Origin of the sequence: Immundisolibacter sp. (assembly GCF_050250495.1) — a bacterium.
Classification (GTDB): Bacteria; Pseudomonadota; Gammaproteobacteria; order Immundisolibacterales; family Immundisolibacteraceae; genus Immundisolibacter.
In genome coordinates this window covers 73,827-85,242 of sequence record NZ_JBFWOM010000012.1, presented here as the reverse complement: position 1 = coordinate 85,242, position 11,416 = coordinate 73,827, and the positions used below count along the sequence as shown (strand labels likewise).

Here is an 11,416-nt window from a genome sequence, read left to right as displayed (position 1 = left end):
CGATCTGCACCGCCCACAGCGCGGCGCCGAACAGCAAAAGCCCATTGCCGAACAGCACCCGCCGGTCGGACCAGTCGAACCCCAGCGGGTTGAACAGCACCGCCACGCCGGCAATGCCGAGCGCAAAGGCCAGCAGCTTGGGCCGGCTGAGTGGCTCGCGCAGCACCCACACCGACAGCGGCAGCACCCACAGCGGCGTGGTGTAGGCGAGGATCGCCGCCCGCCCGGAGCCCACGTACAGCAGGCCGATGAAGCCGATCACCATGAAGGCGCACATCTGCACCAGACCCATGCTGAGCACCACCGGCCAGTCCTGACGCGCCGGCAGGCGAAGTTCGCCGGCGAGCGCCGCCACCGCGAACATGGTGAGCGCGCCCAGCGTCAGGCGCAGCAGCGCGAAGTGAAACGGCGGGATGTAACCCAAGCCGACCTTCATCACCGGCCAGTTCACGCCCCACAGCAGCACCATCAGCGCGAACAGTCCCGCCGCCGCGCGCGGCGACAGCGTCGCATTCGAGCCCGCCATCAGGCGGCAGCGGCCTGGAATCGATCGAGCGGCTGACCGTTGTCGGCAAACCACGCCGGCAGCATCGTCACGCGCTTGAAGTAGTGCGCCACGTCGAGCTCGTCGGTGACGCCGATGCCGCCGTGCAGCTGTACCGCCGTCTGGCCGACCAGGCGCCCGGCGTCGGCGCACACCTGCCGCGCCGCGGCGACCAGTCGTTGTCGCTCGGGCACCGGCGCGCCGGCCTTCATTGCCGCCGCCAGGGTGATCGAGCGCGCCTGCTCGGCGGCCATGTACATGTCCACCAGCGCGTGCTGCAGGACCTGGAATTCGCCGATCGGGCGCCCGAACTGCTCGCGCGTGCGCAGGTACTCCGCCGTGCGGTCGATCAGCGCCTGCATGCAGCCGAGTGACTCGGCGCAGCCGGCAATCGCCGCGATGTCGAGCAGCGCGTCGAGCAGCGCGTAGCCGGCCGTCGGCTCGCCGAGCAAGGCATCGTCACCGAGCTCCACGCGGTCAAGCGTGATCTCGGCGGCGCGCAGGCCGTCGATCGTGGCGTAGCCTCGGCGCGTCACACCGTATGTCTTGGCCGGCACCAGAAACAGGCCTATGCCGCCCGGCGCATCGTGCGCACCGTGACTGCGCGCGCTCACCAGCAGTGTGTCGGCGCTGGCGCCGTGCAGCACCACCGCCTTGTGGCCGGAAAGCTGCCAGCCGCCGGTCACCTTTTTGGCCTGGGTCGCCACGTGCAGCGCGCCGGGGCGGCCGCCGGTCTCGGTGCTGGCGAGCGCCAGCCGGTGCGTGCCGGCGATCACGCCCGGCAGGAGGGCGTCCTTCTGCGCCGGCGTGCCGGAGCGCTCCACGGCGAGCCCGCCCAGCACCGTCGCCAGGTACGGCTCCACCACGAGGCCACGACCGAACACCTCGAACAGGATGGCGAGATCAGCCGCCGTGCCGCCGAAGCCGCCGTTTTCTTCCGCAAACGGCAGGCCGAGCCAGCCGAGTTCCGCAAACGTCTGCCAATGCGCCGCACTGAAACCGGGCTCGGCGGCGATGATCGTGCGCCGCTGCTCGAAGCCGTAATCGCGCTCCACGAAGCGCTCGGCCTGTTCCTTCAACAGCTGCTGGAATTCCGACAGGGCAAAGTCCATGTGAGCGTTTTCCGTTACAGGCCGAACACGGCCTTGGCGAGGATGTTCTTCTGAATCTCGTTCGAGCCGCCGTAGATCGAGGTCTTGCGGGTGTCGAAGTAGCTCGCCGCGAGCGGCGCCGCGTAGTCCGGCCCGACCGGCGGGGCATCCTGCCAGCCGAGCTTCAGAACCTTCACGTCGTAGGGCAGCGCGTAGGGCCCCACCGCCTGCATCAGGAGTTCCGTTAGCGCCTGCTGAATCTGCGTGCCGCGCACCTTGAGCAGCGAGGCCTGCGGCCCTGGCGCGTGGCCGGCGGACTCCTCCCACAGCGCCCGAAGGTCCGTGTATTCCAGCGCCAGCAGGTCGATTTCGAGCCGCGCCACCTGGTCCGCGAAGCGCCGGTCGGCCAGCAGGCCGCGCTCGGTGGCGATGCGTTTCAGGCGCCGCAACTGCTGCTTGCTGCGCGCCACACCGGCGATGTTGCTGCGCTCGTGCCCGAGCAGGAACTTGGCGATGGTCCAGCCCTTGCCCTCGGCGCCGACCAGGCAATCCGCCGGCACGAACACGTCCTCCAGAAAGACTTGATTGACCACGTGCAGGCCGTCGATGGTGACGATCGGCCGCACCGACACGCCCTTGGTACGCATGTCGATCAGCAGGAACGAGATGCCCTCCTGCTTCTTGCCGCCGCTGCCGGTGCGCACCAGCGCGAACATCCAGTCCGCGTAGTGCGCGTAAGTGGTCCACATCTTGGAACCGCTGACGCGATAGCCGCCGTCGACCGGTTCCGCCCGCGTGCGCAGCGCGGCCAGATCAGACCCCGCGCCCGGTTCCGAGTAGCCCTGGCACCACCAGTCCTCGGAGGCCAGGATGCGCGGCAGAAAGCGCTGCTGCTGAGCGGGCGTACCGAACGCCATCAGCACCGGCGCCAGCATCTTCAGGCCGAACGGCATGATGCGCGGCGTGTCCGCGGCGGCCAGTTCGTCCTCGAAGAGGTAGCGCCGCGTCGCCGACCAGCCGCAGCCGCCGAACTCCACCGGCCACGACGGCGCGATCCAGCCCTGCAAGTACAGCAGGCGCTGAAAGCGCACGTAATCGTCCTTGGCCAGTGCCAGCCCGAGCTCCACCTTGCGGCGGATGTCGGCCGGGTAATGCTCATCCAGGAACGCGCGCACCTGCGCACGAAACGCCTCGTCCTCGGGCGAGAAATCGAGATCCATGCCGCTCCTCCTGCGGGTCCGGGCCGCCGGCCGCTGCGGGCTGACGTGTGCGCCGGATTGTAAGGGGGCGGCAGTATGGGCGCCGGCGGGCAAACTGCCGGGGCCTACCCGACACGCCGACTTCGAGCCGCTCCGTGCACCCCAGACTGCCCGGCGCTCGGTTCAGGGCCGCTCGAAATCCTCCGGCCCGTGCCGTTCGCGCATCTGCTCGGCCTCCGGACCCATGATGCGATTCACGCGCCGGCCGCGCTGCACGGCCGGGCGCTCGGCGATATCGCGCGCCCAGCGGACCAGGTTCGCGTAGCTGTCCACGGCCAGGAACTCGGCGGCCTCGTACAGGTCGTTCAGGACCAGCCCGCCGTACCAGGGCCAGATGGCCATGTCGGCGATGGTGTACTCGCCGCCGGTCATGTAGCGCCGCTCGGCGAGGTTCCGGTCCAGCACGTCGAGCTGGCGTTTGACCTCCATGGCGAAGCGGTTGATGGGGTATTCCAGCTTGCTCGGCGCGTAGGCGTAGAAATGCCCGAAACCACCGCCCAGGAACGGCGTGGCGCCCATTTGCCAGAACAGCCACGACAGGCACTCGGCCCGGCCAGCGCCGGCCTTCGGCAGGAACGCGCCGAACTTCTCCGCCAGGTACACCAGGATGGCGCCGGACTCGAACACCCGCGTCGGCGGCGCGGTGCTGTGATCCACCAGCGCCGGGATCTTGGAGTTGGGGTTCGCCGCCACGAAGCCGCTGCCGAACTGCTGACCTTCCAGAATGTTGATGAGCCAGGCGTCGTACTCGGCGTCGGCGTGGCCGGCGGCGAGCAGTTCCTCGAACAGGATGGTGACTTTCTGGCCGTTCGGGGTGCCGAGCGAGTAGATCTGGTGCGGGTGCTTGCCGCCCGGCAGCTCGGCCTCGTGCGTGGCGCCGGCGACGGGGCGGTTGATGTTGGCAAAGCGCCCGCCGGCGGTCTGCTCCCATTGCCAGACGCGGGGCGGGGTGTAGGGCTGGTCGGTCACGGGCGTCTCCGGGTGCTGCGGGGTGGTCGGTTCGGGAATTTGATCAAAAATCGACCTGCAACTGGCTGACCAGCCCGCCGTAGTCCACGCCGTGCTCGGCATCGAACCAGGCGTACTCGTTCAGCAGGCGGATGTTGGGGTTGAAGATGTAGGTGGCCATCAACTGGAACACCTGCCCCTCGTCCATGCCGCGCGCCAGCTCGTCGGCGGAGCTGCCGGTGAGGATGCGCATGAAGCGCGTGCGCGACGGGTGCTGGTTGTCCACCTGCTGATATTGCAGGCCGAGCGCGACGTGCCGGCCGCGCGCCAGCGGGAAGGTGCGCGTGAAGCCGGCCGTCCAGGCGCGCGAGCGCAAACGGTCGTCGAGCGCGCCGTCGGCGCGCGACAGGGTCAGGCCGTCGCCGTCCTCGGACGCGAACTGCGTCCAGCTCGCCCAGCCGAACCAACGCCGCACGTGGAACTCGCCGAACAGTTGCAACCAGGCGTTGTCGAGCGTGACCGGGCGACCAAGCAGCGTGTTCTGCACGCGCGCGTCGGCGCTGCCGCTGTCGCGTGACCACGAGTAACCCGCGCCGAGCAAATACTTGAACGGCAGGTCGCGAATCTCGTACTCGTCCTCCACCGTCATGCCGAGCGGCGTCAGCGCCGCCACCACGCCGTACAGCAGCTCGTTGTTGTCGTTGTTGGTGTTGACGTCCGGCCCGTTGAACACGCCGAAGCCGTACTGCAGGCGGTCGCCGAACGCGCCGTCGGTGAAGGTTTCCGGCGCGCCGAGCTTGCCGCGCTCGACGATGATGCCGCGCGCCCGCCCGGCGGTGCCGGGGCCGAGGAACTCGGTGAACTTGCGCTCCACGCTGGCCGACAACTGCGGCGCCCGCCCGTAGCCCGGCAGGAACTGCTGGCCGACGATGATGTCGCCGATCGTGTCGTCGAACGCGCTGTAGCGTATCCAGGCATCGAGCAGGCTGTCGGCGTTGGCGAGCGCCGGCGTCTCGTTGGCGGCCTCGTACTGGGTGTAGGCGTAGAAGTCTTCGTTCAGCGCGCCCTTGAGACCCACCCGCGCGCGGCGGAACGTGAACGAGTTGGTGCCGTCGAGACCATCGCCGGCCGGGATGTAGGTGTAGCGCGGCTGCAAACGGCCCCAGGCACGCAGGGCCTCGGGCGGCTTGGGCAGCACGGCGGCCACTTGCCGGGCCGGCGACGGGGTGGGTCGCGCAGGCGTCGCGGCCGTTTGCGGTGCCGCTGCTTGCGCCTGACGCTCCGCCTCGCGCGCATTGACCTTGATGTCCTGCACCTCCTGCGCCGACAGCAGGCCTTTTTTCTCCAGCGCCTTCAGGACTTCGTCGACGTAGGCGTCACTCGCGTGCGTGATGGGCGACAGCGCCAACAGTGCTGCCAGGGCGATACCCCTTTTCATCGTTGCTCCCTTGGCCCGGCGATGCATCGCCGCGGCCGTCATACGCGCTCCGTGCGGGTGAGGAAGCCGGCCTCCCTGCCGGTTTCAGAGGGTGTGTGCCGGGCGTGCCCGGGCACGCGTCACCAGTTCGGCGGGCGCTTTTCGAGAAAGGCGTCGATACCCTCCACGGCCTCGGCCATCAGAAGGTTCTGCGCCATCACGGCGCCCATGCGGGCGTAGGCGTCGGCCTCGTTCAGCCCGAGTTGCGCCTGCACGGCGGCCTTGCCGAGCGTCAGCACCGCCGGCGGGCGGCTTGCGATCTGCGCGGCGAGTTCGCGCACGTGCCTGTCGAGGTCACCGGTCGGCAGCACGCGGTTCACGAGGCCGATGCGCTGCGCCGTGCCGGCGTCGATCAGCTCGCCGGTGAACAGCATCTCCATGGCGTGCTTGTAGGCCACGTTGCGCGTCAGCGCCACGGCCGGCGTGCTGCAGAAAAGTCCGATATTCACGCCCGGCGTCGCAAAGCGCGCGTGGTCGGACGCCACCGCCATATCGCAGCTCGCCACCAGCTGACAGCCGGCGGCGGTGGCGACGCCATGCACCTGCGCGATCACCGGGTGCGGAAAGCGGCGCAGGGCCAGCATCACCTCGCCGCACAGCGCGAACAGCGCGCCGGCGGCGGCTTCGTCCGGCAGTGCGCGCAGTTCCTTCAGATCATGCCCGGCGCAGAACGCCGGCCCGGCGCCGGCCAGCACCAGCACCCGCACGCCGGCATCGGCGGCGAGTTCGCCGAGCGTGGCCTTCAGCGCCCGCAGCAGCTCTTCGGACAGGGCATTGCGCTGCGCGGGTCGGTTCAGCGTCAGTCGCACCACGCCGCCGGCGTCGCGTTCGACCAGCAGCACGGGCGTGATGGCAGGGTCGGGATGGTTCATGGCGGACCTCGCGGGGGGCCGGAAATGAGACGGGGCCGGCACAATACCGCAACCCCCTTGCCGCCCCCAAAGCCGAGCCCCGATGACCCTGAACGAACTGCGCTACGTGGTCGCCGTGGCGCGCGAGCGGCACTTCGGCCGCGCCGCCGCGCATTGTTTCGTGAGCCAGCCGAGCCTGTCGGTGGCGATCAAGAAGCTCGAAGACGAACTCGGTGTGACGCTGTTCGAGCGCCTGCCGGGCCACGTGCAGCCGACGCCGGTCGGCGAGCAGATCGTGGAGCAGGCGCGGCGCGTGCTGTCGGACGTCGAGACCATCCGCGCGCTGGCCGCCAACGCCACCGATCCGCTGGCCGGGCCGTTTCGCCTGGGCGTGATCTTCTCGATCGGCCCGTACCTGCTGCCGCGGCTGATACCCCGTCTGGCCCAGAGCGCACCGCGTATGCCACTCATCATCGAGGAGAACTACACGGACGAACTCGGCGCGCGCCTGCAGCGTGGCGAGCTCGACGCCGTGGTGCTGTCGCTGCCGTACCGGGCGCCGGACATCGACGTGCGGCCGGTGTATCGGGAGGAATTCGTGGTCGCCCTGCCGCCGGGGCATCCGTGGACGGCGCAGGCGCGCATTGGGCCGGCGCAGCTCGGCGACGAGAACGTGCTGCTGCTCGGCCCCAGGCACTGCTTTCGCGATCAGGTGCTGGCGCTGTGCCCGGCGCTCGGCCACAAGGCCGGTCAGCGGCTCGAAGGCGGCTCGCTCGAAACCATCCGCTACATGGTGGCAAGCGGCGCCGGCATCAGCGTGCTGCCGGTCGGCGCGCTAGGCGAATCGCCGCGCGACCGGGCGCTGCTGGCGGTGCGGCCGTTTCGCGGCACGGCGCCGTACCGGCAGGTGGCGCTTGCCGTGCGGGCCGACTTTTACCGGCCGCAGGCGATCGAACTGCTGGCGGGCGCAATCGCCGAATGCGCGCCGGCCGCAACCGGCGCGTCACCGGCTTTGGGCTAGAATCCAGGCGGGCCGGGGCTCGATAGACATTCACTATCGAAGGCATTGGAAAATTCAACTTCCAAGCCCCACCCTGCCCCGCTACCATCCGTCACCGTGAGGAAGCCACCATGCCGGTGGCGACCGAAACGGTGTCATCACAGCAGGAGGTCATCACATGGCTACGTTGAAGGGCAGCAAGACCGAGGGCAACCTCAAGGCCGCGTTCGCGGGCGAATCGCAGGCCAACCGTCGTTACCTGTACTTCGCCAACAAGGCGGACGTCGAGGGCTACAACGACGTGTCCACCGTGTTCCGCTCCACCGCGGAAGGCGAAACCGGCCACGCCCACGGCCACCTGGAGTACCTGGAAGCCGTCGGCGACCCGGCCACGGGCCTGCCGATCGGTGGCACCGCCGACAACCTGAAGGCGGCCATCGCCGGCGAGACCCACGAGTACAGCGACATGTACCCGGGCATGGCCAAGACGGCGCGCGAGGAAGGCTTCTCCGAGGTCGCCGACTGGTTCGAGACCCTGGCCAAGGCGGAGCGTTCGCACGCCAACCGCTTCCAGAAGGCTCTGGACACCCTGGGCTCCTGAGCCCGGGCGGGTGCGGGGGCCGGCGACGGTCCCCGCCTCCCGATATGTGCGCGGCGCAATGCCGCGTTGCCTTGCGACAAGGCCGCGGCACGATGCCGCTGAATGCAGATTTCGCCCAATCCGACCCCAGCCTGCACGACAGGAGCATCACCCATGGCCGATACCGAGTCCCGTTCGCCGCGCCGCGAGGGCAGCCTCGAAGCCCCGACCCGGCACGCCATCGAGTGGAAGACCGCCGAGTATTACGACGAGACGGCGCTGTTCGAGGAGCTGGAGCGCGTCTACGACATCTGCCACGGCTGCCGGCGCTGCGTGAGCCTGTGCCAGTCCTTCCCGACCCTGTTCGACCTGGTCGACGAATCCTCGACCATGGAAGTGGACGGCGTCGCCAAGGAGGACTACTGGAAGGTGGTCGACCAGTGCTACCTGTGCGACCTGTGCTACATGACCAAGTGCCCCTACGTGCCGCCGCACGAGTGGAACGTGGACTTCCCGCACCTGATGCTGCGTGCCAAGGCGGTGAAGTTCAAGACCAAGGGCGCGTCGTTCCGGGACCGCTTCCTGACCTCGACCGATCTGACCGGCAAGCTGGCCGGCATCCCGGTGGTGACAGAGACGGTCAACGCCGTCAATCGTCTGAAGCCCGCCCGTAAGGCCATGGAAAAGGTGATGGGCATCCACGCCGACGCCGTGCTGCCGCCGTTTACCAGCAAGCCGCTCGCGCGCCGCTTCAAGGACCAGGACAGCGCCAACGCCGCGCTCACGCCCACGCCCGGCGCCACCACCACCGGCAAGGTGCTGCTGTTCGGCACCTGCTACGGGCACAACCAGATGCCGGAGCTCGGCGAGGATCTGGCCGCCATCTACCGCCACAACGGCCTGCCGGTGACGCTGGCCGACGACAGCCGCTGCTGCGGCATGCCGAAGCTCGAACTCGGCGACCTCGAATCGGTCGAGAAGCTCAAGCAGCACAACCTGCCGGCGCTGGCCGCCTACGTGGACCAGGGCTTCGACATCGTGGCGCCGGTGCCGTCCTGCGTGCTGATGTTCAAGCAGGAACTGCGGCTGATGTTCCCGGACGACGCCGACGTGCAGAAGGTCGCCGCGCGCATCTACGACCCGTTCGAGTACCTCATCGCCCGCCAAAAGGACGGGCTGCTCAAGACCGACTTCAAGCAGTCGCTCGGCAAGGTGGCCTATCACCCGCCGTGTCACCTTCGCGTGCAGAACATTGGCCTCAAGACGCGCGAGGTGTTCCAGCTGGTGCCGGACACCGAAGTCGTCGCCATCGAGCGCTGCGCTGGCCACGACGGCACGTACGGCGTGAAGGCGGAAACCTATCCGTTTGCCGTGAAGATCGGCACGCCGGTGTTCAACCGGGTCCGTGAAGCCGACCCCGCCCACTACGCCAGCGACTGCCCGATCGCCTGCAAACACATCGAGCACGGCGTCGGTAACGGAAAACCGTCATCGCACCCGCTGCAACTGCTGCGTCTCGCCTACGGAATCTGAGCCATGCAGAAACTCACCCGCAACGACCTGATGTCGCTGGAGCAGTACGCCGAGCAGCGTGCGGCGTTTCGCGCCCGCGTGCTGGAGCACAAGAAAAACCGCCTGCTGCAACTCGGCCCGCACGCCACGGCGGCCTTCGAGGACCGGCTCACGGTGCAATACCAGATCCAGGAAATGCTGCGCATCGAGCGCATCTTCGAGGCGCGCGGCATCGAGGAAGAGCTGGAGGCCTACAACCCGCTGATCCCGGATGGCAGCAACCTCAAGGCCACGTTCATGATCGAGTACGCGGACGAGGCCGAGCGGCGCCGGGAACTGACCAAACTCATCGGCGTCGAGGACCGCGTGTGGCTGCGCGTGGCCGGCCACGCGGCGGTGTACGCCATCGCCGACGAGGACATGGACCGCGAGAACGACGACAAGACCTCGTCGGTGCACTTCCTGCGCTTCGAGTTCACGCCGGCCATGATTGCGGCGCTGAAGGCCGGCGCCACGCTCGCGGCGGGTATAGACCACCCGAACATGACGGTCGACATCGATCCGCTGCCGGCCGCAACGCAGGCGGCGCTGGTAGCGGATCTCGACGGCTGACCGAACGCACTGCGCCGGCCGTGAGCGGACGCCGCCGCAGGCTTCTTCGCCCGGGTACGCTCGCCGCGCTGGTGCTGGTGGCTGTCGGCAGCGCAGCCTGCGCACCCGCCCGGCAGACACCGCTCGAAGCCGCCGACTTTCGCCGCTACAGCACGTCAGGCGAAATCTCCCGCTATCTCGACGCGCTCGCCAGGCGCGCGCCGGGCCTTGCCCGCAAGGACGTGTTCGGGCGCAGCGTGGAGGGCCGGCCGCTCGAAGCGCTGGTCCTCGCCGCACCACCCGGCGAGCCAGCCGGGCCGCGTCTGAAGGTCCTGCTGGTCGGCTCGCAGCACGGCGGCGCGGAACCCGCCGGCGGCGAGGCGCTGCTCGGCATCGCGCGCGATCTGATCGACGGCGACCTGCGCCCGCTGCTCGACGACCTCGACGTGGTGATGATCCCGAACGCCAACCCGGACGGGCGCGACCTGCACCGGCGCTCGAACGCCAACCGCGTCAACATCAATACCGACTTCGTGCGGCTGTCGCAGCCGGAGAGCCGCGCGCTGGTGCAGGCGCTCGCCCGCTACGCGCCGGACGCCGCGCTCGACACGCACGAGTCGGCCGTGCTGAAGCGCGAGACGCTGGCGCGCGAGGGCTACCTCACGGACTTCGACGCCCAGTTCGAGATCGCCAACAACCCGGCGCTGCCGGACGCGATGCAGGCGTACGCCGAGCACACCGTGCTGCCGGCGCTGATCGCGCGCGTGTCGGCCGGCGGCCTGCCGGCCAACCACTACATCGGCGAGATCACCAGCACCCGCCAGGCCGTGACGCACGGGGGGCTCACGCTGCGCAATTTCCGCAACACGGCGGCGCTCGGCGGCGCGCTGTCGGTGCTGGTGGAGACCAAGCTCGACCCGCGCACGGACGTCTTCCCGACCTACCGCAACATCGCCGTGCGCGTGGACCGGCAGCGGCTGTGCATCCGCAGCTTTCTGACCGAAGTGCACGCGCGCCGGGAGGCCATCCGCGAGCAGGTGTTGGCCGCCCGCGCGGCGCCACCACCGCGCACGCTGACACTGTTTGCCGGCTACGGCCCAACGCCCGCACAGGCCACCGTGTCCATTCGGCTGCGCCGGCTCGACACCCGCGCGCTGGAGCCGCTGGCGTTTGCCGATCACCGCCAGCGGGTCACCGCGGACCGGGTGCACGTGCCGGGCGCGCTGATCGTGACCCGCCATACCGACGCGCTGCGGGAGCTGCTGGATCACCACGGCGTCGCCTACACGGTGCTCGACCAGCAGCTCCGCCACACGGTGCGGGCGATGCGCCTTGCCGCGCGCCCCAGCGCGCTCGGCCGGTGTACGGCAGTGCGGGAAGCCTCGACGCCGACAACCCTGCCCGCCGGCAGCCTGCGCGTCGACCTCGCCCAGCCTGCCGGCCGTCTGGCGCTGCTGCTGTTCGACCCGCGCTCCATCAGCAGCGTGTTTCGCTATCCGGAGTACGCCGCGTGGATCGCACCGGGCGAGGAATTCTTCGTGTACCAGGATCTGCGCTGACGGC

General features: G+C 69.3%; 11 protein-coding genes. 5 read left to right on the top strand and 6 right to left on the bottom strand.

Annotation, left to right across the window (positions count from 1 at the left end):
* The 6 genes from AB7F93_RS09715 to AB7F93_RS09690 all read right to left on the bottom strand — a co-directional run.
* Positions 1-526, bottom strand: a 526-nt coding sequence (locus tag AB7F93_RS09715) for a DMT family transporter (protein WP_428302705.1), incomplete at its 3' end; no start/stop codon positions are given.
* Positions 526-1,656 (bottom strand): acyl-CoA dehydrogenase family protein, encoded by a 1,131-nt coding sequence (locus AB7F93_RS09710; RefSeq protein WP_428302704.1) that lies wholly within the window; start codon positions 1,654-1,656, stop codon positions 526-528. The genes AB7F93_RS09710 and AB7F93_RS09715, both read right to left, overlap by 1 nt.
* Positions 1,657-1,670: 14 nt before the next feature.
* Positions 1,671-2,855: an acyl-CoA dehydrogenase family protein gene (locus AB7F93_RS09705; protein WP_428302703.1), complete on the bottom strand. Its 1,185-nt coding sequence runs from the start codon at positions 2,853-2,855 to the stop codon at positions 1,671-1,673.
* Positions 2,856-3,017: 162 nt separating this feature from the next.
* A complete protein-coding gene (yghU, locus tag AB7F93_RS09700) occupies positions 3,018-3,863 on the bottom strand; it encodes a glutathione-dependent disulfide-bond oxidoreductase (protein ID WP_428302702.1) in 846 nt (281 codons plus the stop codon).
* Between the two features lie 43 nt (positions 3,864-3,906).
* Positions 3,907-5,280 (bottom strand): porin, encoded by a 1,374-nt coding sequence (locus AB7F93_RS09695; RefSeq protein ID WP_428302701.1) that lies wholly within the window; start codon positions 5,278-5,280, stop codon positions 3,907-3,909.
* Positions 5,281-5,399: 119 nt separating this feature from the next.
* Positions 5,400-6,191: an enoyl-CoA hydratase gene (locus tag AB7F93_RS09690; RefSeq protein WP_428302700.1), complete on the bottom strand. Its 792-nt coding sequence runs from the start codon at positions 6,189-6,191 to the stop codon at positions 5,400-5,402.
* A gap of 82 nt (positions 6,192-6,273) precedes the next feature.
* Between AB7F93_RS09690 and AB7F93_RS09685 the strand changes: the two genes are divergently transcribed.
* The 5 genes from AB7F93_RS09685 to AB7F93_RS09665 all read left to right on the top strand — a co-directional run bounded on the left by AB7F93_RS09685 (position 6,274) and on the right by AB7F93_RS09665 (position 11,412).
* Complete coding sequence (locus AB7F93_RS09685) at positions 6,274-7,191, top strand: LysR substrate-binding domain-containing protein (protein ID WP_428302699.1); 918 nt, start codon at positions 6,274-6,276, stop codon at positions 7,189-7,191.
* Positions 7,192-7,348: 157 nt separating this feature from the next.
* Positions 7,349-7,771 carry a rubrerythrin family protein gene (locus AB7F93_RS09680; protein ID WP_428302698.1) on the top strand — a complete coding sequence of 141 codons (423 nt, stop codon included), beginning with the start codon at positions 7,349-7,351 and terminating at the stop codon, positions 7,769-7,771.
* A 153-nt stretch (positions 7,772-7,924) separates the two neighbouring features.
* Complete coding sequence (locus AB7F93_RS09675) at positions 7,925-9,283, top strand: heterodisulfide reductase-related iron-sulfur binding cluster (protein ID WP_428302697.1); 1,359 nt, start codon at positions 7,925-7,927, stop codon at positions 9,281-9,283.
* 3 nt (positions 9,284-9,286) lie between these two features.
* On the top strand, positions 9,287-9,874 hold the full coding sequence (locus AB7F93_RS09670) for a DUF3501 family protein (RefSeq protein WP_428302696.1): 588 nt from the start codon (positions 9,287-9,289) through the stop codon (positions 9,872-9,874).
* A 20-nt stretch (positions 9,875-9,894) separates the two neighbouring features.
* Positions 9,895-11,412: a M14 family zinc carboxypeptidase gene (locus AB7F93_RS09665; protein WP_428302695.1), complete on the top strand. Its 1,518-nt coding sequence runs from the start codon at positions 9,895-9,897 to the stop codon at positions 11,410-11,412.
* Positions 11,413-11,416: the final 4 nt, after the last annotated feature.

Excerpts from the sequence above, each read along its gene's own strand:
- AB7F93_RS09705 (WP_428302703.1), bottom strand. The coding sequence starts at position 2,855 with ATGGATCTCGATTTCTCGCCCGAGGACGAGGCGTTTCGTGCGCAGGTG.
- AB7F93_RS09670 (WP_428302696.1), top strand. The coding sequence starts at position 9,287 with ATGCAGAAACTCACCCGCAACGACCTGATGTCGCTGGAGCAGTACGCC.
- AB7F93_RS09680 (WP_428302698.1), top strand. The coding sequence starts at position 7,349 with ATGGCTACGTTGAAGGGCAGCAAGACCGAGGGCAACCTCAAGGCCGCG.
- AB7F93_RS09685 (WP_428302699.1), top strand. The coding sequence starts at position 6,274 with ATGACCCTGAACGAACTGCGCTACGTGGTCGCCGTGGCGCGCGAGCGG.
- AB7F93_RS09695 (WP_428302701.1), bottom strand. The coding sequence starts at position 5,280 with ATGAAAAGGGGTATCGCCCTGGCAGCACTGTTGGCGCTGTCGCCCATC.
- AB7F93_RS09675 (WP_428302697.1), top strand. The coding sequence starts at position 7,925 with ATGGCCGATACCGAGTCCCGTTCGCCGCGCCGCGAGGGCAGCCTCGAA.
- AB7F93_RS09690 (WP_428302700.1), bottom strand. The coding sequence starts at position 6,191 with ATGAACCATCCCGACCCTGCCATCACGCCCGTGCTGCTGGTCGAACGC.
- AB7F93_RS09710 (WP_428302704.1), bottom strand. The coding sequence starts at position 1,656 with ATGGACTTTGCCCTGTCGGAATTCCAGCAGCTGTTGAAGGAACAGGCC.